Below are 23,615 nucleotides of genomic sequence, written 5' to 3' on the forward strand. Positions count from 1 at the left end.
TAAATGCCAAAAAGAACACTAGATACAGCATATATGAAAGAGGTTTCAAAAGGCTTTAAAGCGGTTTTTAACAACGCTTTAGAAAGCATAAACAACGACTATACTAAGGTTGCAACTGAGATAAAAGCAAACACTATTACAGTTAATTACTCGTGGCTTGCTGATCTTCCTAGTATGAGGGAGTGGGTAGGCGATAGAACACTTAATGAACTTGCGGCTTGGAATTATGCTATTAGTAAAAAAGATTGGGAAGCTAGCATAAAAGTGCATCGCGATGTTATAGAGTATGATAATTTAGGTATTGTAAAACCTCGGATACAAGACTTAGCCTCTGCTGTGCCAGAGCATTATAATACTATGGTGTTTGGACTGCTTGAAAAAAATGGCGACTGCTATGATGGTAAGAAATTCTTTGCAAAAGACCACGAGATAAAGGGTGCAAATTTTTCAAATCTAGCAGAGCTTGAGCTTACTGCACAAAACTATCTAAAAACAAAAGCAGAGATGGGACGGCTCATAAAAGATAATGGCTCACCACTTAGGGTGCGTCCTACGCTTATAGTTGTTCCACCTGAGTTAGAAGCAACGGCAAAAGAGCTATTTTTAGCTGAAAAAAATGAAAACGGAGCAACAAACACACTCTATAAAGATGTTGAAGTCTTAGTTTGCTATGAACTTACCAAGAAAAAGGCGTGGTATCTACTTGATACTTCAAGAGCTATTAAGCCACTGATACTTCAAATTAACAAAAGTGCTGAATTTGTAGCTCAAGATAGCCTAGAAGATGAGGCAGCGTTTATGCGTAAAGAGTTTAGGTATGGTGTAGATACTGAGGATAATGCAGGCTATGGTTTGTGGCAACAAGCATACGCAAACATACCTAGCGAATAGGATAAAAAATGGGTAACTATGAGAGCTTTTTAAAGGCAAGGGGTTTAAGCAAAGATGAAAGTGCTGCGAGTGAAGAAAAGCCTTTGAGTGATGAGGAAAAGCAAGCTGGCGGCGAAATAGAGCTAAGTGATAGCGACAAACCACAAGAAGTGGTATCGCCACCCAATGAGATAAAAGAGAGCGATAAAGATGTCAAAGATGATGGAGCTAGCAAACAAACTACAAGCAAGGGCAAAACAGGCATTAAAAAACCAAAGTGAGATAACAAGCGATCTTTGCGAACGTTGTGCGAGTGATGCCTTAGAGGCTTGTGGTGGTAGGCTGGTGGCTTACTATGTTATGGAGGATTTTGCATACTATCGTTTAAAGCTTTATCTAAAAATAGAGCCAAGCGAAGAGGATATGAAGCTTTATGATATGGCTTTAAAAGCTATACAAAATTCTCCTTTTGTAAAAGAAAGTGGAGATATCAGCTCTGCTAAATTTTATAAGAGCAGAGCAAGAAAAGAGGTTTTATGAGCCTAAACGAGCTTGCTTCGTGTTTAGTTAATGAGTTTGGGCTAATAAGCATAGGCGAATACTCCCAAATAGACCAAAACGGTAACTATCTTATGTTTGATGGACTAAGTCGTCTAAATGATAGCACTGACACTGCTAATTTTAGTATCGTAGTCGCTCACAACTCTTTAAACGGCGATACTAGCTCGTTGCTTGAAGAGCTAGATGAGCTTAGAAAAAAGCTTTTTGACTTTGGTGCGGCAAGAGCAGAACGTATAACAGCAGATGTAAAAACTGCTTTTATCTCAAACTCTCTTTACTGTGCCAAGATAGAGCTTAGGTTTAAAGTTAAAAATTATTAAGGAGTAAGGATGAAACAAGAAAAACTAGCAAGGTTGTCTAGTGGCGAGGTTAGATTTACGCCTATAAATTCAAATGGCGAGTATGGAGAAGAGATAATACTTGGCTACAACCAAAAGGTTAGCCTAAACAGAAGCTCGGAGGTAAAAGAGCTTTTAAGTAACGATACAAGCCTTGGGGCTACGGCATCTGAGATAGAAACTAAGACGACTTATGAGTTTAGCACTGAAATTGGCGATTTAAGCCTTGCAAATTTAGCACTGGCGTTTAAAGGGCTTGTAAAGGATAAGACTTACTCGGTGGGAGATAGGTTTATAAACGGCAAGGCTATACTTGATGGTAGTGCAAATGTAAGTGGCAAGGTAGGTGATGCGGTGCTAAAGGATGGCAAAATCTATATCCTTACTGAAAATGCTACAAATGAAGAGTTTGACGCACTAAGCCTAGCTAGTAAAACATACCCATCAAGGGTAAAAATACTAAATCCAGAAAGCAGAAGCAATAATATGGGTCGCATAGTAGTCGATGGTATAAACCTAGCCACTGGCAAAGCACAAATCCTAATCATACCAAAGGTAAATCTGCGTTATGAGGGGGAGTTTGGACTTGTGGGAGATGACTTTATAAAACTTGCTCTAAGTGGGAAGGCTATAAAGGTGGATGATGAGGATATATTTACACTAATTGACGGAGTGGATGAATGAGAACTAAATTTCCTTTTACGCTAGAGGTTGATGAGGCTAAATTTAAGCTTGTCTATAAAGACCCAAACAAAAAGCAAAGTGATGAGTTTTTGTCTGACTTTAAGACATTAAAGGCTGATATGGACTCATATGATGAGCTAAGGGGCGAGATAGAGCTACTTAATGAGAAAAAAGAGCTTAAAAAAGAGCTTGTAAAAGAGTTAAGTGGCAATGAAAAAAGAGAGCTTACAAATGAGATATTTGCCTTACTTGATGAGATAGCGGATAAAAAAAGCAAGCTAAAAGAGTTTGATGATAAAAGCGTGGATTTAGAGGCTGTGGCTATGAAAAGGTTTGAGCTTTGCGTAGAGGGCGAGGACAAGGACAAACTAAAAGAGTATGTAGCACGAGAGGGCATAAGCTACCACTCTCTTTTGCAAGCAATAGATAGAGCTGTGGGGGTGGAGCGTGAAAAAAAGTAGAGAGGCTTAGGGCTTTTGTAGCCCTTAAAAATCTAAGTCTTGATGAATTTGGGCTTGATGAGTTTGAGAGGGTAATGTATCAAGGCTTTAACCTAGCACTAAATACAAGAAGTGGAATAAAGAGCGTGGAGTATAGCCTTGATAGCTTGGTGCTTAAAGAGTTTTGCAAAGAGTGCGAAATAGATTTTTTGTGGTTTTATGGAGTTTGTAAGCAGTTGATTTTTGGCTTACAAAGCAATGATTAAAGGATGGATGTGCGTTTTTTAGCTTTTTTATTGTCTATAATCTGTGCTATGGCTACAAAGATAGCAGCTACTATGAGCAGTAAAAATCCGTCAAAGTCAGTGGCGATAATATCTACAAACATAAAGAGTATGATGGGTGCAAAAAAGGCTATAAGCAGACATTTTATAAAAAACCAAATCATATTAACTCCTGTGTTTTTTCTACTATTTTACCATAAAAGGCTAGAAATAGAAAGTTTGCTACCGCTAACTACATTATGGCGTAGCGGGGTCGTAGAAGCTAAAGCTTCATACTTCCCCTTTTCGCTCAACCACGAACGCGAAGCAGTTCGCGTTCTCTAAAGGGTTTTGCTCATGGCAAATAACGATGTAAATATAAAAATCGTCATCGGAGCTAGTACTTACGAGGTAAAGGCAGCTAGAAAGGATGTAAATGAGCTGGGTAAAAGCCTAAGCAACACAGACACTATCGCAAATGCGTTAAATAGCAGTTTTGGCAAGATAGCCCTTAGTTTAGGTGTTTTTACCGGTGCTGCTATCAAGATAAAAGATATAGCAAAGAGCGGTATAGAGGCTAACAGGGTATTTGAAAATCTAAAAATCCAACTAACGGGGCTAATAGCTGCAAACTCATCAAACATAAGCACTCTAGGTAATGCCATAAACACACAGCAAAAATGGAGAATGGGCTTAAAAGAGAGCGAGAAGATATTAAAAGAGTTAAACACTACTAATCAAAGGACTAAATTTAGCCTTAGCGAGATAGCTGAGTCTTTTAATATGTTTTACGCAACTTCAGCCAATCAAGGAGATAAAGATAAAGCCGTAGTGGCTATGGACAGCATAGCATTAGCCGCACAGGCTGTTGGTAAAGACTTAAAAGCACTTACGCCTATGATGGATAGCTTAGCTACTGGCACAGTTGTAGCAGCTTCTGAGATGGGAAGCTTTATGAAGATAGTGGGACTTACAAATGAGGAGCTTAAAAAGGCAAATGAGAGTGGCAAGCTATATGACTACCTAATAGAAAAACTAGCAAATTTTAAAGAGCTATCAGGCGAGGCAGCTAAAAGCTATGATGTGGCACTGGGTGGGCTTAAAAATGAGTTAAGTGATATCTTAAAAGAGCTATCTAAACCGCTGTTTGACCGTATCACTAGCTCATTAAGTGATTTTACAAATTTTATCAAAGAAAACAGAGAGTGGCTCACCAAGTATTTTAGACATATAACTGATGGTATAGAGGTGCTAGCTAAACTCGCACTAGCCTTTGGGGCGGTAAAACTTAGTGCTTTTGCTCTTAGCGGTATGGGAGTGGTTATAGCTGGGTTTAAGACGGTCTTTGTAAATTCTCTCACGGCTTCACTGGTGGCTACTGCTGCTTTAAGTAGGGGTTTAAATATACTTAATACAGCGTTTAAAACTCTTTTACCAACGGCTACTATCTATCTTATATACGAGGCAAAAGATGCTATAAAGGCACTAAATAAAGGGCTTGATAGCGGAGCGCAGAAGCTAAATAGCGTGCAACAATGGATATATAGATTTTTAGATGCTTTTGCCACACAGCTACAAATAGCACAGGTTAAAATTTATCAGTTTATAAACGACATAAAGATATCAGGGCTAAAAGCAAAGGAGTTTTTTGCGGAGCTAAACGATAGCTACAATATCTTTTCAAGTGGGGACTCTGCTAAGGGCATCAAAAAACAAATAAACCTACTAACTAGTGAAAACGAAGCACTGCAAGGACTTATAGAAGGATATAAAAAGGCTAGCGTGGAGCGTGAACTTAGCTTGCAGGGCTTTAAAAATGAGCCAAAAGAGCTAGAAAGTGATGGGTTAAAAGATACGATCAAACCAAATCCAGTAGGAGTAGATCAAGGCAATGTAGGCAAAACAAAAGATATCCTAAAACTACAACAAGGCATATATAAGGACTATTACGAGCAAATAGGAGATTATGGCAAGGCTTGGGCTATAAGGGAGCTTGAGCTAAGAGAGCAGCTTAAAAATGCAAATATAAATGCGTTTGATACAAGTAGCATTATAAATTTAAATAAAGATGAGTATTTTAAAAGAGTAAATGAGGAGAGGAAACAAAAGGCGATAGAGGCTCTAAATAAAGAGCTTGAGCTTGAAGATAGGAAATCCCAGCTAAGACGCCGTGAAGCTGAGCTGATAGATACAAATACCACAAAAACACAAACACTGCTAAGTATAGAGTATGAAAAGACACTTATGCAGTATAACGCTATGCTTGAGCGAGAACAGATAACACAAGAATACTACGATAAAGCCATAGCACTAGAAGAGCAACTATATCAAAAACAGCTATTTGATGCCTCAAGTTGGGGGCAAGTGATGCAAAGCGGGCTTAGTAGCTTAGAGAGTTCTATGATGAGCTTTTTTGACTACTCAAGTGATAGGTTTTTAAAATTTGGAGATGTTGCAAAGAGTGTGTTAAACGATATTTATAAGGCTTTGGTTAGGGAGCTTATAATATCTCAAATCATCTCAGCAATACGCGGTGCAATAGGTGGGATGATGGGTGGTGGTGCAAATGAGGCTCTACCAGCTGGAGGTATGCCACAAGTATTAAATTCATCCGCTCAAAACACAAACTATGTTTCAGGCTCTGGGCTGTTTGCTGGGACAAGTTTTGCCAATAGGTTTGCCACTGGAGGTATTTTAAATAGTCCTGATTTGCACCAATACGTAAATAAGGTAGTAAGTAAGCCAACCTACTTTAAATTTGCCAGTGGTGGTGTGCCAAGTCTTGGCGTAATGGGTGAGAAAAACGGCGGAAGCCCAGAAGCCATAATGCCGCTAACTCGCACAAAAAACGGCGACTTAGGTGTAAGAGTGCAAAATGAAAACACTCCAAACAACGTAAAGATAGAGGTAATAAATCAAACCAAAGAGGATGTAAAGGTAACAAACGTGCAAACAAGACAAAATTTAGAAGAGCAAGTAATATCTATAGTGATAAATGCTGTAACAACAAACAAAAGTGGAATGCGTGACATTATGGGAGGTAGTAGATGATATTAAGGGACTTGGTTGGCACTCCGTTTTTTGAACTTGACTGCTTTGCTTTGGTACGCAAGGCATACGAAATAGACCGCGGTATCATCATACCACCAGCTAAAGCGCAGGCGGAGCGTTCGGGTGCAGTGTTTAGTGAGTTTTTGGCTGAAATCTCAACCAACTGGCAAAGGGTGGAGCGACAAAAGGGCGTATGTGTAGCTATAAAATACGACACAAACCACCCTAAAATCGTTACTCACTTTGGGTATATGATAGATGAAAACCACGTTTTACACACGACAAAGGACACCGGAGCAATAGTAGAACCATTTAGAAATTTAGAAAGACTTGTGGAGGGGTTTTATGAATACATATCCAACTAAACCGCCTATGTTTTTAGGCCCTACACGCACGACCATAAACCCAACACAAAGAAGCGAGAGTGAGGCTGGATATATCTTTGCAAGAAAAAAATATACAAGAGATAAGAGCAAATATAGCCTAAACTACCCAAGTTTAACATATGATGAATTTAACATCTTGAATGAGTTTTTTAAAACAAACCAAGGCGAAAAATTTTATTTCACACACCCCATAGAAAACATCCGCAAGGTTTGTGTGTTTGCTATGGATGAGCTAGTGGCAAATGATGATTTTAGCGGACATTGTAGCACCAAAGTGGAGCTTATAGAAATATGAGTTTAAATTTAACAACCATAAAAGATCTAAATAGCCTAGATAGCAAAGGCGTTATACTTGTAGCACTTGAGATATTTTTACCCAGCGGTGAGGTTATCAGAGTAGTCGCCAACAATGAAAATATAACTTTTAAAGGCTATGAATTTATAGCATTTCCGTTTAATATATCAGAGATAACTACCGCAAAAGGAGAAATACCAAAATTTACTCTAAATATAGACAATACAAGTCGCGCTATGCAAAGATATATCTTAGAGTATGATGAGTATGTAAAACGAAGCGGTAGCCAAAATGTGGCCATAGAGGCTAAAGCCTACGTGTTAAACACACTTGATCTAAACTCTGCTATACTTGAAGAGTTCTTTGAGCTTAGTGATTTTAGTTCAAACTCCAAATTTGTAACTTTTAACCTAGGCACCCAAAGCCTATTTAACCTAAGCTATCCACCGCGTAAGATGTATAAGGACTTTTGCTCTTTTAAATTTAAAGATGAGTGCTGTGGATATAAAGGGAGTGATACTACTTGTGATAAGAGCTTAAACGACTGCAGACTAAAGAATAACTCTGTTAGGTTTGGTGGATTTTTAGGTATAAGTGGGGGCTATAAAAAATGAAAAACCAAACAAAAGTAGTAACCTATAACAATGTATTAAATCCACTTGATAGAGTCATAAAAACTAGCGGAAGCTATAAAAATATCGATGAGCTTTTAAGAGATTTAAAATATGACAATACTATTTATGACTTAGTGATTTCAAAAAATAGTGTCATTATGGATGGTTTTTTTGAAATAGATGATGGAGATATAATCAACATAACCATAGTTCCAAAAGGTGGCGGTGGTGGCGGTAAAAATATACTTGGACTAATAGCTATGGTGGTTGTTACCATAGTGAGTTATGGTGCGGCTACTGCGTTTGCTGGGAGTGCTATGGCGGCCAGTATGAGTGCTACTGCTGTAGCTATGACGCAAGGTGCTATTATGGCTGGTATTATGATAACTGGAAGCCTACTTGTAAATGCTATCTTTCCACCGCAAACACCAAGCCTTGATCTAAACAAACAAGACTTTAAAAACTCGCAAACCTACGGCTGGGGAGTGGCTACAAACCACGCCAAGCAAGCACAGGTTATACCTAAAATTTATGGCACCCATAAGATAACACCGCCACTCATCGCTAGCTACATACAAACAAATGGCGACAAGCAGTACTTTAACGGACTGTATGCCCTAAATGATGGCGAGATAAAGAGCGTTAGCGACATACGTATAAATAAAGATGATATTAAAAATTTTAAAGAGGTAAAGTATGAGGTAAGAAACGGCACTACCACGCAAAAGATAATACCTAGCTTTAATGATACACACTATGATAAACCAGTAAATAAAAAACTCTCTGCTAATCAAAGTTATAGTATAAGCGAAACGGACGGCAACGCAGTAAGCAGCCTAAGTGTAACTTTGCTTATGTCAAGGGGTCTATACTATGCAAACGATAAAGGCGCATTAGATAACTACTCTATAAGCGTTAGCATAGAGTACTCGCTTGATAATAAAACGTGGCTAAGCTTTACAGGTATGCCAACTAGCATAAGTGCGGCTTCAACATCGGCATTTAGAAAAACCTATAAGATGGATAATCTATATCCAGCTAAGTACTACATAAGGGCAAGATTTAATAGCACTCCTGCTACTTCAAGTAGATATGGTAGTGAGTGTGTGCTTGAATATATCACGGAAACCACAAAGGATGACTTTGTATATCCAAACACTGCACTTTTAGCCGTGCGTGCTATGGCAACAGATCAGCTAAACGGCGGAGCACCAATCATAACTTGTGTGGTTAGTGCAAACTCAGATAATCCAGCTTATGTGTGTAAACAGATACTAAAAGATAGCGGAGTAAGTGAGGATAGAATAAGCTCAAACTTTAACGAGTGGGCTAAATTTTGCGATGATAAAAATTTAAAGTGCAACATAGTCTTTGATAGTGAGATGAGTGTTAAAAAGGCACTTGATATGGTAAGCACGTTAGGACGTGCTAGTGTTGTTCAAATGGGCTCACGCTTTGACGTGATAGTGGATAAAGCAGAGCTTATACCAGTTCAAAGTTTTATGTTTGGTATGGGTAACATCCTAAAAGATAGCTTCAAACAGACCTTTTTACCACTTATTGATAGGGCAAATTTTCTTGAAATAACCTACTACGATAAAGATAAAGACTATGAGCCGAGCATAGTTTCACTTATGGCACACAACTACAACAAAAGCAGGGTAAGTAATAAAACATCTATAACCTTACCGGGCTGTACAGACGAAGCACAAGCTAGAGCTTATGGTAGGTTTTTACTAAACTGCAACCGTTACTTAACGCAAACAGTGGAGTTTGAAGCCGACAAAGATAGTCTAGTGTGTAGATACGGCGATATCATTAGAGTTAGCCACGACGTGCCGGAGTATGGTTTTAGCGGAAGGCTTGTAGATGTTAGTAGTACGGGTGTGATTACGCTTGATAGAGAGATAGATTTTAGGGACTTTACAGGATATGCCTTGCAACTTAAAAATGATCTAAATGAGGTTAAAGAGTATATGGTGCTTGACATCATAGCACCAAATAAAATAAGAGTAGAGCTAAACGGCGAAAGCTACAAGATGTATGATAACTACGCCATAGGTGAGATAAATAAGATAAGTAAGCTCTATCGCATCATAAAAATATCAACTAGCGGAGAATTTACACGCCATATAACCGCACTTGAATATAACGAGGATGTCTATAACGATAGTGAGCTTATCTCTTCGCAAAATAGTTCAAGTTTGAGTATTAGCAACCTACGTATAAACGAGAGTTTAAGACTTGAAGCAAATAAAAACATTCAAACATATCTAAATTTAGCATGGCGTGGCTCGGCTCTTAGCTATAACGTCCGTCTAAAAGAGATAAAGAGCGGTAAGGTATCTACTGCAATTGTAAATGATAGCTTCTTAGAGATAGCGGTAAAAGACGGGTCGGAGTATGAGATAAGCATAAGCGATAGCTTTGGAAGCAGAATCGATAAAACCCATAAAGTAGTAGGCAAACTATCCCCTCCACCACCGGTAACAAACCTAGCTATGGCTGAGTTTTTAGACGAGTATGAGCTAAGCTGGAGCTATGACGATAAGCCTATCGACTTTAAACACTATGAAATTTATAAAAACGGCTATTTAGTAGATACCACCACAAATCTAAGCACAAAGATAAAAAAAGATGAGGAGCTAAGCTATATAAGTGTCATAGCCGTAGACACAAGCAGCATAAAGAGTAAGCAAGAAAAAATCACTCTAAAAGCGTCGCCGCCAAAAGAGGTAAGGGGTTTTAGCACTATTTATAAAGACAATAAGCTTTATGGCTACTGGGAGAGCAGCGGTAAGGCTTTAGGCTATGAGATACGAAAGGGCGAGGACTGGGAGCTTGGATATAAGGTGGCAGATACAGCACAGCTAACGGCTGGATTAAATTTTAACGGCACGTATCTAATAAAGTCTTACTATGAAAATAGCTACGGACTTAAAATTTACTCAGGACTTGCTACTCGTCTTGTAGTAGATGAGAGTAGGCTTGACGTAAATGTGATGGAGTATATCTCGCACCCGGCTTGGGACGGAGGACATAATAATACTCAGGTGTCAAATAACGGACTATGTCTTTTGGGTGAGTATGAAGAGGCGGATATAAGCAAAAGAAAGCTAAGCACACTTAATGGTATTTATGATATTAAAAAGGTGATTAGGCTAAGTAGAGAAAAGGTGTGTAACATAAATGCCTTTATGGATGTTAGCGGTCTGGTGCTAAACTCAAACTTTGACACGTTTAAAAATATAGACTTAGTAGAAAATATAGACGGCGCTAACGAAAACGACTACATAGCAAGGCTTGAGATTTCAACCTCAAAAGACGGCGTAAGTTGGAGTGAATTTAAGATGTTTGAAAGTGGCGAGTATATCGCTAAGGAGTTTAAATTTAGAGTAGTTATGAGTGCAAAAAATGAGCTTATAACGCCGTTTATAAACGCTTTAAACATACTTGTAGATATGCCTGACGTGATAGAGAGCGAGAGTAGCACAAGTAGCACCACCGGAGAGATAAGCATAAGATACAAAAATGATTTTAGTATAGCCCCAAAGGTGCAAATAACTATCATAAACGCAAAAAGCGGAGATGATGCGGTGCTAACAAACCAAACAAACAAAGGATTTAGTATAAAAATAATAGATAAAAACGGAGTAAGCGTGAAAAGAGAATTTAACTATATAGCAAAGGGGTATTAATATGGCACAGGTATCAAATTTTAACATACCAGCAAATCTAAGCGGAACTGCTTTTAGAGCACAAACTATAAAAAAACTAACAGCTCTGCTTACACAAAATAGTGGGGCTACTGAGCCACCAAATCCACAAGGTGGGATGATATGGCTTGACACTGCGGATACAAAAACACACTATCTAAAACTAAGAAATTCAGAAAATAATGCTTGGGGAGTAATATGTGAGATAGATGTAGGCACAGGAGCTATAAAAAATGGCTACTCAACAAAAGAGATAGATACACTTTTAAAATCAAAACTAAGTAGTAATGATATAGAAACTTCAAACGTGATAAACAAGGGTGTAAAGCGTGATGGTAGTGGTAGAATTTGGACTGGCTACATAAATACAACCATAAATAATGATAGTGCGTCAGCTAGCACCAGTTCGTTCCTGATTTTTAGAAACGCAGATGGCTACTTACGCCAAATGAATCAGGCTAAACTTCGTGAAGTTTTAAATGTGTATACAAAAGCGGAAGTAGACAGCCTAACTGCTAATACAGCTAAAACTAACGAAACAAACACTTTTAGAGTAGCGCAAATCTTTAACGGCGAGCTAAGTGGCTCAGCTCTTAGCAGTGTAAATGGTGCAAACAAGGTAGTAAAACGTGATGCTAACGGCGACTTTGCAGGGCGTCATATAACAGCTAATCACTTTAATATGACACAAGCCGTGCAGGATAGCTTGGCTAACGTAAGCTCTCAGCTAATATTTAAAAATACGGATAACTATCTTAGGGCGATGACACTGAGCAAGTTAAAGGAATTTATAACTGCATCACTGCAGTCATCGGATGGAGTGTTGCTTTTTAGGACGGCATCTTTTCGTGCGGCAGCTGGTACTGCACGTGGAAGCGGAACTAGAAAAAAACTACTGCGGCAACAACTAGGATAGCTTTTGCAAAAGCTTTTCCTACAGCTTGCATAGGATACTGTTTTTTAAGCCTTAATGGTGTTTCACAAAACATATTTGTGCAAGATATTATCACAACAAATGTTACAGAAAACGGGTTTGGAACAGGGTCTAGCTCACTTATGGATGTTTCTACTGGCGCCACAGACCGTGATGGGAGCACAATATATACTTCGGTTGGTTTTAATAATGTAGTAAGAGTGTTTTATAAAGCAAATATGGATAATGCTGGTTTTAGCTTTATAAATACTATGGACTCAACCGTGTCTGGTGTATATTTTGCAATAGGTTATTAAAGGATAAAAAATGAAAGTTCACTATAAACAAGATACGTTAGAAATATGGGGATACTATCCTGAGGGCTACGAAAATATCCCAACACCAAATATGAGTATAAGCGAGAAAGTATGGCAGGAAGCCGTAAAAACACAAGCTACACATATAAATTTAGAAACCAAAGAATTATATAAAAAAGAAGTAGAAGCTACCTTAGAAGAGATGAAGGAAGAGCCACCAAGCATTGGGGAGATTATGATAACTTTAGAATATGAGTTTAAAACCACAGTGCAAAATATCTTAGACACTAAAGCAAAAGAGCGAGGATACGACAACATAGTATCTGCTGTAAGCTATGCAGGATATGAAAACCCATTTAGGGCACAAGCCGAGGCTTACGGAAAATGGAGAGCCAATGTGTGGAGCTGGGGATATGCTCTGCTAGGTAAAATTCAAAGTGGAGAGATAGATATAACAACCCTAAGTATGGATGAAGTGCTAAAAGATATGCCTAAGCTGGAGCTAAGTGATGAGTAAGGCACGAAGTAGGACGATAACTGCTTATCGTCCGTGCCGAAGCGAAAAACCAGGGTATGTCGCCCTGCGATTACGAGCGGTGCTACGCAATAATTTATTTTACGGAGTAAAAGGAATATGAAGATAAGTCGTCCAATACTAAAACCATATGATAAAGATAAATTTGAACTAACGCAGGATTATAAGTATGGTGAGATAATAGTACCTGCTGGATATAAAACAAACGGAGCTAATGTACCACGTCTACTGTGGAGTATCTATCCACCTAATAGCCCTGAATACTTATCGGCGGTAGTCATTCACGACTATCTTTGCGACAAAGAAGAATACAAAAAAGCCGATGAAATTTTAAAAAAGATGATGACGGAACTTGGAGTAGCTAAGTGGAAAATTTACGCTTTTTACTACGCTTGCAGGGTGTATCACCTAATAAGATACGGCGTCGCCGAGAGCGACGGGCTTAGCTCGTTTGCGAAGTAAAAAATATTATGGAGTGTGAAAATGCCATTTTTAAAATCAACTTATGCGTATGTGGCTATGTGTCTTGCTTTTGCTTTGATGGTTGGTCTTTTGTGGTGTATAGATGAGCTTAGAGATGAGATAGCAAGCCTAAAAGACAAGCTAAGCTTACAAAAGGCTAACACTATGCTAGCCCAGGCAAGTGAGGGTGAGTGCAAGTCAAAGATAGAGCTTATAAATTTAAAGCTTGAGAGGATAAGGGCTGATGAGCTAAGAGCAAAAGAGCAGGTAGAGAGCCTAAACGCTAAATTTAAAGCTATAAGCGTGCCTAAAAAAGATGCAAATTGCAGTGCGAAGCTTAGATTTTATGAGGAGCTTTTAGGAGGTAAGAGATGAAGCGTATTTTATTATTTGCAGTGGTTGGGTTGTTTTTTACGGGGTGTAATACAAAGCAAGAGCTGATAACTAAAACAGTGTATCAAGACGTATACATACCTGTAAAATGTCTTGATACTATGCCTGTTAAGCCTGTGTATGATAGTGAAAATTTAGAGAGTGCAAAGGACTTAATGAGATACTACGAAGAGGTGGAGATACTTCTAAAAGGGTGTGTTGATGAGTGAAGTCATTTATAAAACGCTCACTGCTGGGAGGGCGTGGCCAAACGTTCTGTTTGCAGTTACGAGCGTAAGCGAATTAAAAAAGGGGAAGTATGAAGACTCAGCTTCTACAACCCAGCTACGCAATAATTTATTTTACGGAGTTAAAAAATGAGTGATAGAGTTCTTGAGGAGCTATTTAAAATTTCAGTACCTTTGTATGTTATCGTGCTTAGCATATGGGCTGGAACAGTCTATACAGTAAAGAGAGTTAAAAATAAAGAGCTTCCATACTTCTCACTTCGTGAGTGGGTGGGGGACATAGTCATAAGCTCATTCATAGGTATTATAACCTATCTATTATGTAAGTGGGCTAACATAGATGACCTGCTAGGAGCTGTATGTATAGCCATATCAGCACATATGGGGACAAGGGCTATAACTTTGTTTGAAAATTTATTTATAAAAAGAGTAATGAAACTAGCAGGAGAGAAAGATGAAACTAATAATAACGAGGTTTAGAGATATACACGACGGAACTTTGGGGCGGTTTACGCTAATGGACGGCAAAAAGGAGCTTTTAAAGGGTTTTAGTCTTGAGCCAGCCGGAAAGGACGAAGTACGGCGTGGTCTAGATAGACGTGTGCCTGTGGGAGTGTATGATGTGGCGTGGCATAATAGCCCTAAATTTAAACGCTTATTGCCACTTTTGCATAATGAAAATGTGCCTAAAAATAGGTATATCCTAATCCACCACGGCAACTTCCCAAAAGATACCGAGGGGTGTATACTGCTTGGTGGTAGCTTTGATAATAAGGGCGTGTATAACTCAAAGGATATGCTGGATAGATTTTTAGGTTTAACTATAAACCAAAAGCTAACAGTTGAGATAAAAAGTGGGATTTTAAAAGGCGAATAAACGCCTTTTAAACCATCTTTACAGATAAGCAACGTGTGATTATATAACCCTTTACAGATAGGCAACAAATTTATTTTATTCTGTAAGGAGTTTATATGAAACAGACAAAACTAAAAGCACCATTTGGCTGGGTAGGTGGTAAAAGCTTACTAGCTAAGCACATCATCCCTCTTATGTCACCTCACGTAAGATACGTAGAGGTATTTGGTGGAGCATTATCTGTATTCTACCAGAAAGAGCCGTCAAAAGTAGAGATCGTAAATGACATTAATGGTGATCTTATCAATCTACACCGCATCATAAAAACTAAACCGCAGAGCTTATCGGCTGAGTTAAATACAATGCTTAGAAGTAGGGAGTTATTTTATCTCGTAAAACAAGGCAAAATAAAACCAAGAAACGATATACAAAGAGCAGCTTTTTATTTTTATCTGCTTGCTACTAGCTTTTCCAGTTACGCTTCGCTTCACCTAGAAACCTGCCTAACGGCACCGCTGTGCTGGTTTTGGTGCAAAAGGAGATCATTTTGCTATGGGAAAAAGCAGAAGTGGTAAGAGTATTTATAGGGATTTTATAGCTCACTCAAAGAGATTAAAGCGTGCTTTGATTAAAAACCTAAGCTATGAAAAGCTTATTAAAGAGTATGATAGCAATGAAACGCTCTTTTACGTTGATCCGCCTTATGTAGGCACTGAAAACTACTATAAGATGATAAATGGCTTTACTATGATAGATCACGAAAACTTAGCTAAAATTTTAAAGAGCATAAAGGGTAAGTTTATGCTTAGCTATAACGACTGTGAGGTGGTAAGGCATCTATACGGGGGGCTTTAAATTTAAGGAGCTATCAGTAAACTACAGCTTAAACGCAAAGTCAAGCGATAGAGTAAAGAGTGAGCTTTTGATAATGAACTTCTAGGCGGTTAACTCCGCCTTATTACAAAATAAAATAATTTTACGTTTTTAAAGATATTTGGCTAAATTTGCTTATATTTTATAATCAAAGGAAGTTAAAATGGATATGAACGAGATAAATGAGAAGCTAAAGGATATACTAGCAACGGAAGGCAAAAAGAGTATAAAAGACGCAGACGTAGCAAGAGAGCTTGGCATTACTCCAAATGCCTATACTCAAATGAAATTTAGAAACTCAGTCCCATATAAGGAGATTATGGATTTTCTATCAAAGCGTAAAATCTCAATAAATCTATTTTTCTATAATCAGCAAGGAGAGAGTCTTGAAGAGGCAGAGCGCAGATATAAGACACTTAGGTTGTTTAACGCAAAGGCTAGTCTTGGCGGAGGAGCTAATAATGACGAAGAAGAGTTTGACGAGGTGGTGATAGATAAGAGGCTTTTAAGACACTTTGGTAGAGGAAACGCTGGCGAGATGTATCCTGCTGATATAATCTCATGTATGGGTGATAGCATGGAGCCTCATATAATGGAAGGTGATTTATGCATGATAGGTATAAGTATGCCATATAAGGACGGCGAAATATATGCCATAAATACGCCTGATGGGCTTGTGATAAAGGAGTGTTATAAGCAAGGAGATGAGTTTATGTTGGTGTCTTATAATCCTTTATATACACCTATTAGATACTATGCGTGTGAGTGCAAGATAGTGGGTAAGTTTATCGGACTTATGAGGGATGTAAATTGGCTTTAAAGGGTGTTTAAAATATGTAAATTTTGGGTTAGAAATCAAAGTGAGAAAATGCTGCTTTTAACCCACTTTGATTTTAAGCATAAAATGACTTTGATTTGAAAAGCGGTTTTACATATTCAGAGATATTATTTAAATGATAAAAAAGAGTATATCATATATCCTTATGAACTTATAAACGATAAAACACAGCTTATAGATGAGCAAACAATGCAGAAAAATTTTCCACTAACCTACAACGCATTAAGTCAAATTCGCGACCGACTTTTGGCTCGTGGCTCGGCAAATATGGCGTATCCGAGTTGGTATTCGCTATGGAATTTCAGAAATATTAAAAATTTGGGTGCTAAAAAACTATTAACGCCAGATGTTTGCTATGGCTCATCAATGTGCTTTGATGAAAACGGCGATTTTTATCACAACGACACTTCATACGCTCTAATTTTAAAAGAAAATTACAGGCAAGGTTATAAATTTTATTTGTCAATTCTAAACTCATCTCTTATGTGGTTTTTTATTAAAAATACAGGCTCTGAACTTCGTGGAGAATATTTTAGGTTTAAAACGAAATTTATTGAGCCATTTGGTTTGCCAAAGCTTGAAAATTTAGCCGATCAAGAGCCGTTTATCAAAATCGCTGATGAGCTAATATCCTTAAACAAGTCGCTACAAAGGCAGATAGATGACTTCACTCGTGAGCTTGGACTTGATAAGCTACCTACGAAGTTAGCGAAATTTTACGAGCTTGGCTTTGATGAGTTTATTAAGGAGTTTGCTAAGGCTAAGGGGTTGAAATTTAAAGACAAGCTAGATGAGAGGACGTTTAAAAACGAGTGGAGAGCGATTTTTGAAAACGACACGGCTGAAATTTCACGCTTAAAAGCTAGTATCGCAAAATTTGAAAATGAGCTAGATGATATGGTCTTTTTACTTTACGGACTAAGCGATGATGAAATCGCTATCGTAAAAGGTTAATGAAAATTTATTAAAACAAGTCGGAGCGATTTAAAAACGTTTGATTAAAACAATAAATAAAAATGGTGCCTGAGGTCGGACTCGAACCGACACAAGGTCGCCCTTACCAGATTTTGAGTCTGGCGCGTCTACCAGTTTCACCACTCAGGCACAAGGTTCGCCAAGCGACGAACCTAAATGTGCTAAAAATTACTTTTTCTTAGATTTTTTAGCGTTTGTAGCAGCAACAGCTTCTTTAAGCTTTTTGCCTACTTTAAATTTCACAGCTTTGCTTGCTGGGACATCAATAGTTTTGTTTGTACCCGGCACTCTTGCTTTTCTAGCGGCTCTATCAGCAGTGCTAAATGTGCCAAAACCAATAAAGCTAATGCTATCACCCTTAATAAGTGCAGCAGAGATCGCTTCTAGCGTAGCATCAACAGCTTTTGTTGAGTCTTTTTTTGAAAGTCCAGCCTTCTCAGCAACAGCTTGAATAAAATCAGCCTTTTTCATTGTAAATATCCTTTAAAAGAAGTAATGTAGGGGCTATTCTACAATTTTTTTTAAAAAAACACAATAGATTTTTACGAATTTTTGCAAAAAAACGCCAAAAATTCGCTATTTATCAAAAAATTTCAAACAAAAGCTCGTTTTTTAAGCCAATTTTTTTAATATCAACGAGCTTTAAGCCGTCTATTTGTAGTGCTAAAAGCTCATCTTTGTTTGAGATTAAGCTGTTTGCGACGCATTTTAAAACCAATCCACGATAGGCTTTTGCGTAGTGGCTTACGACTTTTTTATTTTTTGTGAATTTAAAGGCAAAATGCTCCTGTTTTAGCGTGTAAAATTTCTCGTAAAAACTCGCCCTTAAATCCAAAACAAGCTCATCTTTTAAAAATTCATCAATTTTATGACTAAAATTTTCTTTATAAAATTTTTCTATATCAAAATTTTTAATTTTTTCGCCCTGTTTTAGTTTGTATTCTGGGATTAAATCCTTTGCTAAAATAGCTCCAAAGAGATTTGAGAAAATCAGCACATTTTCATCTATGAAATTTTTAGCATTTTGGCTTAAATCATCGTATTTTAGGTGCGAGTAAGCCACGCCAGTGTAGCGTCTAATCGCCTTTATGCAACCCTTTTTAAACAGACTAACTCTAAAATTTTCATCATAATTTTTCACGCCAAAAAGGGCTAAAATCTCATCATTGCTTGCATTTTGTAAAAATTCATCGTATAAATTTATAATGTTTAGGCGTTTTTGGTATAAATCGCTAAATGTAAAATTCTTGCTACTTAGCAAAATATCGCTACTTAAACTGCTTTTTGCTTCGCTTGGCGAAAATAAAATTTTCATTTTTACCCCTTTTTAAATCTGATTATAGTATAAATTTTTATCCATTTTGTCCGATATTAGCACAAGTGGAACTTTTTTTGCTAGTTTTATGAAAATTTAGGGGTTAAGATGAGAATAACAAATCAATGGAAATACGCTCAAACTATGTATGATTATCAGCGTGGTATGCAGGGCGTTCAAAAGCACAATATGCAAATTTCAAGCGGTTTAAAGATACAAAATTCATTTGAAAATGCAAGTATTTATAACGACGCTATGAGACTTGATTATGAGATCACTTCGCTTGATCAGGTGGTTACTGCTACTTCAAAATCTCAAAATTTTGCAAAAAATAGCGATAAATCATTGCAAGAATTTAGCAAACAGCTTGAAAATTTTAAGGTAAAGCTAGTCCAAGCTGCAAGCGACGTGCATAACACGACCTCTCTTGGTGCTATCGCAAACGACTTAGAGGGCATAAAAGATCACCTAATGAATATCGCAAACACATCGCTAAATGGGCAGTTTTTATTCTCTGGTTCAGCCGTTGATACAAAGCCGATTAGCCAAAATGGCAGCTACAATGGCAACAAAGAGCAGATGAGAACGATCGCTGGCTCAAAGGTAGAAATCCCATATAATTTAAATGGATATGACCTATTTTTAGGCAAAGATGATGATTATAATAAGGTTTTAACAACCAACGTAAAGCTAACCGACAACACTCGCCAAGACCCAGATGCACCAGAGAAAATTTTAACCGAAGAGAGCAAAATCAAGCATTTAGTCGGACTTGATTATGTCCAAAATAAGGCTAGTTTAAACTCTGATTATGATTTTTTGGATAATTCAGATGTAAAATACCCCGATACTTACTTTTATATGCAGGGCAAAAAGAGCGACGGCACGAGCTTTACGTCAAAATTTAAACTCACGGCTGATACGACAATTCGTGGCTTAATGGATAAAATCGGCATAGAATTTGGCAACACAACACGCACAAAGGTTGTTGATGTAAATATCAACAACGACGGACAAATCGTGGTAAAGGATCTGACAAAGGGTGCTCAGGTGCTTGATTTTAGTTTAGTTGGTGCGACTGAGAAGGTGCTAAATAGAAATTTAATAAACAACACCAATGCAAATCCGCCATCAAGTGTAAGCAGTCTAGCCGACCTTGAAAACGCTGCAAATCCAGCCGTAGCAATCCCAGCAGGTAAATTGCCAGTGCATATTACAACTTTTACAAAAAACAAATATACCGATATAAACGGCGAAATGGTAAATCCATTTGATTATGATAAGGTGCAGTTTAGTGCCAAAGATAACACCCTAAGCTCAAACGTTTCGCAAGTGGTAAGAAAAACTGGCGAATATGCGACTGAAAACACAAGACTAAGCGAAGTAGCAGGCACAAGAGCGGTGCAAAAGACCATAAACGGACAGGTGCAATACGTAAAAGACACGTATGATGTGAATTTTTACCCAAAGGGGATTGACCCAAAAGATCACGATTTGTATAACATTGATAATCAAACAATCTCAATGAAGGTAAAATCAAAGCTCGGCACGACTTATGAAATAGATGTAAAAATGGGCACTCACAATCCAAACGCCCCAGTTAGCTTTTCAATAAAAGGCACAAATGCCGACGGCACACCGACCTATCCAGGATATGCTAATCAAACTAGAACGCTAACCGTTTATAACGCCGATGAGCACGGCGAATACCGCACAAGAACGCCTGATTTTAGCTACCGACAGCTAATGGATATAGTCGCAATGGCAGCTAGTGATAATATCCCAAATCCGCCTCACGCCGAGGGGAATTTCGTCCCAGTCGGTGGCGGTGCAGCAGTATCAATAGATAGCGACCACCCAGAGGCGATAGAAAAAAGACGCCAAAACTACGAGGCGTATAAAACTGCTATTGATAAGTCAAAGGGTGCGATTGAGGTAAATTTAAATCATAGAGGGCAAATTGAGCTAACTGATAAGATGTCATCTGTTACAAATGTAGAGCTTACGATGTATGATAAAGCAAATAATGGCGGTCAGTTTTTAGGCGATAGCACTGGCACGACAGCGGCTACAAGGCAAGGCAACGGCTCGGTGTTTAGCTTTATGGAGAATAACGCAATAGCCATTGATGAGCCAAGCATTGATCTTTTTAGCGACCTTACTAAGATGATAGAGGCTGTTAGAAACGGCTATTTTAGGACAGAAGCCGATAGTGCTGACCCTAGAAATACGGGAATTCAAGGCGGTATTGAAAGAATTGATCACTTAATGGATCACATAAATAAAGAGAAGGTAAAAATCGGCTCATATACAAACCTGCTTGAAGATACAAACAACAGAGCAAGGCTGATGAAAGTAAATGTTGAGAGCGTAAAAAGCGACGTTATAAACGCTGATTACGCCGAGAGCTATTTAAGCCTGATGCAAAATATGATGAGCTATCAAGCAATGCTTCAAGCCACCTCAAAAATCAACCAGCTAAGCCTTCTTAACTATATGTAAGCCTAAGTTTTCTTAGGCTTTTTTTAACCCTTACGTGCTATAATCCTGATTTTAAATTAATTAAAGGATCTGAAATTTTACGTCATTGTTTGTTTGTTTTTGCTATGTGTGTTTTAGTATTTTTTGGCTTATGCACATTTTTACCAAATGCCGATTTTGTCGGCTCTGTCGGTAAATTTCTAGGTAGTTTTAATCTTAAATTTTTTGGCTTTTTTGCCTACATTTATCCATTTTTTATGCTCGTGCTTTTAGCGAGTGGATTTTATAAATTTAGGGGATTTACGAGTGAGTTTGCCGAGGGTGGCTTTGGTGTTTTGCTTCTGTTTTTTTCGCTTTTGATGTTTCAGGCAATGGCATTAAGTGGGCTAAATTCTGGGCTTGTTGGCAGTAGCATAAATAGCGTTTTAAACGGCTTTATCGGTAAATTTGGCACATTTATTGTAGCACTTGGATTTTTTGTAATGTCGCTTGGGCTGATTTTTAGGGATAATGTTATTGTTTTGTTTAAAAAAGCCTTTTTTGAGCCGAGCAAAAATTTCACAAAAGAGCCTGAAATCACGCCAAAAAAAGCAAAGCGAATTGAGCTTAAAAAGCAAAAAGATGAGATTATTGACACGCAAATTATTGATGAAAATTTAGATCTAAAAGCAAACGAGCCTGAAATTTCAGAGCCAAAAGAGCAGCCGATTGAGCTAAAAAATGCAAATGTTGAAATTTTAAGCGAGGTAGCTGAAAATAAAAAACTGCTTGATGAGATAGAAAAGGGCAAACTTGAAAAACCAAAGGATTTTACGCTCCCACCGCTAAAATTCCTAGCCGACCCACCAAAACGCCAAAATCACATAAACGAGGCTGAGATAGACCAAAAAATCTCTGATTTGCTTGATAAACTTCGTAAATTTAAAATTAACGGCGATGTCGTTAGGACATACACCGGTCCTATCGTTACGACATTTGAGTTTCGTCCAGCGCCAGACGTCAAGGTAAGTAAAATTTTAACGCTTCAAGATGATTTAGCAATGGCGCTAAAAGCCCAAACGATACGTATCCAAGCCCCAATCCCTGGCAAAGATGTAGTCGGCATTGAGGTGCCAAATCAAAATACAGAAACGATCTATCTAAAAGAAATTTTAGATAGCGAAATTTTTAAAAACGCTTCAAGTCCGCTAACAATGGCACTTGGCAAGGATATTGTAGGTACTCCGTTTGTTACCGACCTTAAAAAACTACCGCACTTGCTAATCGCTGGCACAACCGGCTCTGGCAAAAGCGTGGGCATAAACGCTATGCTGTTAAGCCTACTTTATCGCAACAGCCCACAGACTTTACGCCTTATGATGATTGACCCAAAGATGCTTGAATTTAGCATTTACAACGACATACCGCACCTCTTAACGCCAGTCATCACACAGGCAAAACAGGCTATCACGGCGCTATCAAATATGGTCGCTGAAATGGAGCGAAGATACACGATAATGAGCCATACTCGCACGAAAAACATTGAAAGCTATAACGAAAAGATGAAAGCCGAGGGTGGGGAGCAGCTACCTTACATTGTGGTTATTATTGATGAGCTTGCTGATTTGATGATGACAAGCGGTAAGGACGTGGAGCTTTATATCGGACGCCTAGCGCAAATGGCAAGGGCTAGCGGCATACACCTAATAGTCGCCACACAACGCCCAAGCGTGGATGTCGTAACTGGGCTAATTAAAGCGAATTTGCCAAGCCGTGTGAGTTACAGGGTAGGGCAGAGAGTTGATAGTAAGGTGATTTTAGATCAAATGGGAGCTGAAAGCCTTTTAGGGCGTGGCGATATGCTATTTACTCCGCCGGGCAGTCCCGGCATTATAAGACTTCACGCACCATTTGCTAGTGAGAAAGAGATAGAAAATATCGTTGAGTTTTTAAAATCACAGCAAGAGGTCGTTTATGATGAGAAATTTTTAGCCGAAAGTGGCAGTGGTGGCAGCGAAAATGGCGAGGTGGCTTTAAGTGCTGGTGAGCTTGACCCGCTTTATAATGAGGCAAAAGAGATAGTTTTAAGTGAGCAAAAGACCTCAATTAGCTACTTACAGCGAAGACTTGGCGTGGGATATAATCGCTCGGCAAATATACTTGAACAAATGGAGAAAATGGGCGTCGTAAGTCCAGTAAATTCAAAAGGTCAAAGGGAGATATTGTAGGTTTA

The 23,615-nt window shown here is 38.3% G+C and carries 27 protein-coding genes, 1 tRNA gene and 2 pseudogenes; 26 read left to right on the forward strand and 4 right to left on the reverse strand.

The window, feature by feature from the left end; genetic code table 11:
- Positions 1 to 3: 3 nt before the first annotated feature.
- The 7 genes from NYG85_RS02020 (at position 4) to NYG85_RS02050 (ending at position 3,159) form a co-directional block, all read left to right on the forward strand.
- Positions 4 to 891: a Mu-like prophage major head subunit gpT family protein gene (locus tag NYG85_RS02020; protein ID WP_284936804.1), complete on the forward strand. Its 888-nt coding sequence runs from the start codon at positions 4 to 6 to the stop codon at positions 889 to 891.
- 8 nt (positions 892 to 899) lie between these two features.
- Entirely contained in the window at positions 900 to 1,151 is a 252-nt protein-coding gene (locus NYG85_RS02025; protein WP_284936805.1) for a hypothetical protein, read from the forward strand.
- Positions 1,081 to 1,410 carry a hypothetical protein gene (locus NYG85_RS02030; protein WP_284936806.1) on the forward strand — a complete coding sequence of 110 codons (330 nt, stop codon included), beginning with the start codon at positions 1,081 to 1,083 and terminating at the stop codon, positions 1,408 to 1,410. The genes NYG85_RS02025 and NYG85_RS02030 overlap by 71 nt, the downstream gene beginning before the upstream one ends.
- On the forward strand, positions 1,407 to 1,751 hold the full coding sequence (locus NYG85_RS02035) for a hypothetical protein (RefSeq protein WP_284936808.1): 345 nt from the start codon (positions 1,407 to 1,409) through the stop codon (positions 1,749 to 1,751). The genes NYG85_RS02030 and NYG85_RS02035 overlap by 4 nt, the downstream gene beginning before the upstream one ends.
- Positions 1,752 to 1,760: 9 nt before the next feature.
- Positions 1,761 to 2,453: a hypothetical protein gene (locus NYG85_RS02040; RefSeq protein WP_284936810.1), complete on the forward strand. Its 693-nt coding sequence runs from the start codon at positions 1,761 to 1,763 to the stop codon at positions 2,451 to 2,453.
- A complete protein-coding gene (locus tag NYG85_RS02045) occupies positions 2,450 to 2,914 on the forward strand; it encodes a hypothetical protein (RefSeq protein ID WP_284936811.1) in 465 nt (154 codons plus the stop codon). Before NYG85_RS02040 ends, NYG85_RS02045 begins: the two co-directional genes overlap by 4 nt.
- Before the next feature lie 74 nt (positions 2,915 to 2,988).
- On the forward strand, positions 2,989 to 3,159 hold the full coding sequence (locus NYG85_RS02050; RefSeq protein WP_284936813.1) for a hypothetical protein: 171 nt from the start codon (positions 2,989 to 2,991) through the stop codon (positions 3,157 to 3,159).
- Here NYG85_RS02050 and NYG85_RS02055 read toward each other — a convergent pair.
- Positions 3,156 to 3,341, reverse strand: a complete 186-nt coding sequence (locus NYG85_RS02055; RefSeq protein WP_284936814.1) for a hypothetical protein — start codon at positions 3,339 to 3,341, stop codon at positions 3,156 to 3,158. The genes NYG85_RS02050 and NYG85_RS02055 overlap by 4 nt on opposite strands.
- 172 nt (positions 3,342 to 3,513) lie before the next feature.
- Here NYG85_RS02055 and NYG85_RS02060 point away from each other — a divergent pair, with 172 nt between their 5' ends.
- From NYG85_RS02060 to NYG85_RS02140, 17 genes and pseudogenes are all read left to right on the forward strand, one after another.
- Entirely contained in the window at positions 3,514 to 6,207 is a 2,694-nt protein-coding gene (locus NYG85_RS02060) for a hypothetical protein (RefSeq protein WP_284936815.1), read from the forward strand.
- Positions 6,204 to 6,572 (forward strand): hypothetical protein, encoded by a 369-nt coding sequence (locus tag NYG85_RS02065; RefSeq protein ID WP_284936817.1) that lies wholly within the window; start codon positions 6,204 to 6,206, stop codon positions 6,570 to 6,572. The genes NYG85_RS02060 and NYG85_RS02065 overlap by 4 nt, the downstream gene beginning before the upstream one ends.
- The gene (locus NYG85_RS02070) at positions 6,553 to 6,888 is read left to right on the forward strand and encodes a hypothetical protein (RefSeq protein ID WP_284936818.1); all 336 of its coding nucleotides are present in this window, start codon (positions 6,553 to 6,555) and stop codon (positions 6,886 to 6,888) included. The genes NYG85_RS02065 and NYG85_RS02070 overlap by 20 nt, the downstream gene beginning before the upstream one ends.
- The gene (locus NYG85_RS02075) at positions 6,885 to 7,502 is read left to right on the forward strand and encodes a DUF1833 family protein (RefSeq protein WP_284936819.1); all 618 of its coding nucleotides are present in this window, start codon (positions 6,885 to 6,887) and stop codon (positions 7,500 to 7,502) included. The genes NYG85_RS02070 and NYG85_RS02075 overlap by 4 nt, the downstream gene beginning before the upstream one ends.
- On the forward strand, positions 7,499 to 11,200 hold the full coding sequence (gene gpJ, locus NYG85_RS02080; RefSeq protein ID WP_284936821.1) for a TipJ family phage tail tip protein: 3,702 nt from the start codon (positions 7,499 to 7,501) through the stop codon (positions 11,198 to 11,200). The genes NYG85_RS02075 and gpJ overlap by 4 nt, the downstream gene beginning before the upstream one ends.
- A gap of 1 nt (position 11,201) precedes the next feature.
- Positions 11,202 to 12,134: a hypothetical protein gene (locus tag NYG85_RS02085; protein ID WP_284936822.1), complete on the forward strand. Its 933-nt coding sequence runs from the start codon at positions 11,202 to 11,204 to the stop codon at positions 12,132 to 12,134.
- Between the two features lie 77 nt (positions 12,135 to 12,211).
- Positions 12,212 to 12,448, forward strand: a complete 237-nt coding sequence (locus NYG85_RS02090; protein WP_284936823.1) for a hypothetical protein — start codon at positions 12,212 to 12,214, stop codon at positions 12,446 to 12,448.
- Between the two features lie 10 nt (positions 12,449 to 12,458).
- The gene (locus NYG85_RS02095) at positions 12,459 to 12,965 is read left to right on the forward strand and encodes a hypothetical protein (protein ID WP_284936825.1); all 507 of its coding nucleotides are present in this window, start codon (positions 12,459 to 12,461) and stop codon (positions 12,963 to 12,965) included.
- 117 nt (positions 12,966 to 13,082) lie between these two features.
- Positions 13,083 to 13,445 (forward strand): DUF1353 domain-containing protein, encoded by a 363-nt coding sequence (locus NYG85_RS02100; protein ID WP_284936827.1) that lies wholly within the window; start codon positions 13,083 to 13,085, stop codon positions 13,443 to 13,445.
- A 21-nt stretch (positions 13,446 to 13,466) separates the two neighbouring features.
- Complete coding sequence (locus NYG85_RS02105; protein WP_284936829.1) at positions 13,467 to 13,820, forward strand: hypothetical protein; 354 nt, start codon at positions 13,467 to 13,469, stop codon at positions 13,818 to 13,820.
- A 77-nt stretch (positions 13,821 to 13,897) separates the two neighbouring features.
- On the forward strand, positions 13,898 to 14,047 hold the full coding sequence (locus NYG85_RS02110) for a hypothetical protein (RefSeq protein WP_284936830.1): 150 nt from the start codon (positions 13,898 to 13,900) through the stop codon (positions 14,045 to 14,047).
- Positions 14,040 to 14,198, forward strand: coding sequence for a hypothetical protein (locus NYG85_RS02115; RefSeq protein WP_284936831.1), 159 nt, complete (start codon positions 14,040 to 14,042; stop codon positions 14,196 to 14,198). The genes NYG85_RS02110 and NYG85_RS02115 overlap by 8 nt, the downstream gene beginning before the upstream one ends.
- Positions 14,195 to 14,545 carry a phage holin family protein gene (locus NYG85_RS02120; RefSeq protein WP_284936833.1) on the forward strand — a complete coding sequence of 117 codons (351 nt, stop codon included), beginning with the start codon at positions 14,195 to 14,197 and terminating at the stop codon, positions 14,543 to 14,545. The genes NYG85_RS02115 and NYG85_RS02120 overlap by 4 nt, the downstream gene beginning before the upstream one ends.
- Positions 14,520 to 14,942 carry a DUF5675 family protein gene (locus NYG85_RS02125; RefSeq protein WP_284936834.1) on the forward strand — a complete coding sequence of 141 codons (423 nt, stop codon included), beginning with the start codon at positions 14,520 to 14,522 and terminating at the stop codon, positions 14,940 to 14,942. Before NYG85_RS02120 ends, NYG85_RS02125 begins: the two co-directional genes overlap by 26 nt.
- Positions 14,943 to 15,037: 95 nt before the next feature.
- A pseudogene (locus tag NYG85_RS02130) lies at positions 15,038 to 15,861 on the forward strand (DNA adenine methylase).
- A 96-nt stretch (positions 15,862 to 15,957) separates the two neighbouring features.
- The gene (locus tag NYG85_RS02135) at positions 15,958 to 16,614 is read left to right on the forward strand and encodes a S24 family peptidase (RefSeq protein ID WP_284936835.1); all 657 of its coding nucleotides are present in this window, start codon (positions 15,958 to 15,960) and stop codon (positions 16,612 to 16,614) included.
- A 114-nt stretch (positions 16,615 to 16,728) separates the two neighbouring features.
- On the forward strand, positions 16,729 to 17,586 hold the full coding sequence (locus tag NYG85_RS02140; protein ID WP_284937133.1) for a DUF8810 domain-containing protein: 858 nt from the start codon (positions 16,729 to 16,731) through the stop codon (positions 17,584 to 17,586).
- Positions 17,587 to 17,649: 63 nt separating this feature from the next.
- Here the strand turns inward: NYG85_RS02140 and NYG85_RS02145 are convergent.
- From NYG85_RS02145 to NYG85_RS02155, 3 genes are all read right to left on the reverse strand, one after another.
- A tRNA-Leu gene (locus NYG85_RS02145) sits at positions 17,650 to 17,736 on the reverse strand.
- A gap of 39 nt (positions 17,737 to 17,775) precedes the next feature.
- On the reverse strand, positions 17,776 to 18,078 hold the full coding sequence (locus NYG85_RS02150; RefSeq protein WP_284936836.1) for an HU family DNA-binding protein: 303 nt from the start codon (positions 18,076 to 18,078) through the stop codon (positions 17,776 to 17,778).
- Between the two features lie 112 nt (positions 18,079 to 18,190).
- Positions 18,191 to 18,922, reverse strand: coding sequence for a YaaA family protein (locus NYG85_RS02155; protein WP_284936837.1), 732 nt, complete (start codon positions 18,920 to 18,922; stop codon positions 18,191 to 18,193).
- 108 nt (positions 18,923 to 19,030) lie between these two features.
- Between NYG85_RS02155 and NYG85_RS02160 the strand changes: the two genes are divergently transcribed.
- Complete coding sequence (locus NYG85_RS02160) at positions 19,031 to 21,424, forward strand: flagellin N-terminal helical domain-containing protein (protein WP_284936838.1); 2,394 nt, start codon at positions 19,031 to 19,033, stop codon at positions 21,422 to 21,424.
- A gap of 722 nt (positions 21,425 to 22,146) precedes the next feature.
- A pseudogene (locus NYG85_RS02165) lies at positions 22,147 to 23,610 on the forward strand (DNA translocase FtsK); the annotation flags it as partial.
- Between the last annotated feature and the right edge of the window lie 5 nt (positions 23,611 to 23,615).

This window comes from Campylobacter gastrosuis, from assembly GCF_030249845.1.
In the GTDB taxonomy this organism is placed as follows: domain Bacteria; phylum Campylobacterota; class Campylobacteria; order Campylobacterales; family Campylobacteraceae; genus Campylobacter_A; species Campylobacter_A gastrosuis.

Coding starts and splice junctions, on each gene's coding strand:
- NYG85_RS02020 (WP_284936804.1), top strand. CDS start 4: ATGCCAAAAAGAACACTAGATACAGCATATATGAAAGAGGTTTCAAAA.
- NYG85_RS02025 (WP_284936805.1), top strand. CDS start 900: ATGGGTAACTATGAGAGCTTTTTAAAGGCAAGGGGTTTAAGCAAAGAT.
- NYG85_RS02030 (WP_284936806.1), top strand. CDS start 1,081: ATGTCAAAGATGATGGAGCTAGCAAACAAACTACAAGCAAGGGCAAAA.
- NYG85_RS02035 (WP_284936808.1), top strand. CDS start 1,407: ATGAGCCTAAACGAGCTTGCTTCGTGTTTAGTTAATGAGTTTGGGCTA.
- NYG85_RS02040 (WP_284936810.1), top strand. CDS start 1,761: ATGAAACAAGAAAAACTAGCAAGGTTGTCTAGTGGCGAGGTTAGATTT.
- NYG85_RS02045 (WP_284936811.1), top strand. CDS start 2,450: ATGAGAACTAAATTTCCTTTTACGCTAGAGGTTGATGAGGCTAAATTT.
- NYG85_RS02050 (WP_284936813.1), top strand. CDS start 2,989: ATGTATCAAGGCTTTAACCTAGCACTAAATACAAGAAGTGGAATAAAG.
- NYG85_RS02055 (WP_284936814.1), bottom strand. CDS start 3,341: ATGATTTGGTTTTTTATAAAATGTCTGCTTATAGCCTTTTTTGCACCC.
- NYG85_RS02060 (WP_284936815.1), top strand. CDS start 3,514: ATGGCAAATAACGATGTAAATATAAAAATCGTCATCGGAGCTAGTACT.
- NYG85_RS02065 (WP_284936817.1), top strand. CDS start 6,204: ATGATATTAAGGGACTTGGTTGGCACTCCGTTTTTTGAACTTGACTGC.
- NYG85_RS02070 (WP_284936818.1), top strand. CDS start 6,553: ATGAATACATATCCAACTAAACCGCCTATGTTTTTAGGCCCTACACGC.
- NYG85_RS02075 (WP_284936819.1), top strand. CDS start 6,885: ATGAGTTTAAATTTAACAACCATAAAAGATCTAAATAGCCTAGATAGC.
- gpJ (WP_284936821.1), top strand. CDS start 7,499: ATGAAAAACCAAACAAAAGTAGTAACCTATAACAATGTATTAAATCCA.
- NYG85_RS02085 (WP_284936822.1), top strand. CDS start 11,202: ATGGCACAGGTATCAAATTTTAACATACCAGCAAATCTAAGCGGAACT.
- NYG85_RS02095 (WP_284936825.1), top strand. CDS start 12,459: ATGAAAGTTCACTATAAACAAGATACGTTAGAAATATGGGGATACTAT.
- NYG85_RS02100 (WP_284936827.1), top strand. CDS start 13,083: ATGAAGATAAGTCGTCCAATACTAAAACCATATGATAAAGATAAATTT.
- NYG85_RS02105 (WP_284936829.1), top strand. CDS start 13,467: ATGCCATTTTTAAAATCAACTTATGCGTATGTGGCTATGTGTCTTGCT.
- NYG85_RS02115 (WP_284936831.1), top strand. CDS start 14,040: ATGAGTGAAGTCATTTATAAAACGCTCACTGCTGGGAGGGCGTGGCCA.
- NYG85_RS02120 (WP_284936833.1), top strand. CDS start 14,195: ATGAGTGATAGAGTTCTTGAGGAGCTATTTAAAATTTCAGTACCTTTG.
- NYG85_RS02125 (WP_284936834.1), top strand. CDS start 14,520: ATGAAACTAATAATAACGAGGTTTAGAGATATACACGACGGAACTTTG.
- NYG85_RS02135 (WP_284936835.1), top strand. CDS start 15,958: ATGGATATGAACGAGATAAATGAGAAGCTAAAGGATATACTAGCAACG.
- NYG85_RS02150 (WP_284936836.1), bottom strand. CDS start 18,078: ATGAAAAAGGCTGATTTTATTCAAGCTGTTGCTGAGAAGGCTGGACTT.
- NYG85_RS02155 (WP_284936837.1), bottom strand. CDS start 18,922: ATGAAAATTTTATTTTCGCCAAGCGAAGCAAAAAGCAGTTTAAGTAGC.
- NYG85_RS02160 (WP_284936838.1), top strand. CDS start 19,031: ATGAGAATAACAAATCAATGGAAATACGCTCAAACTATGTATGATTAT.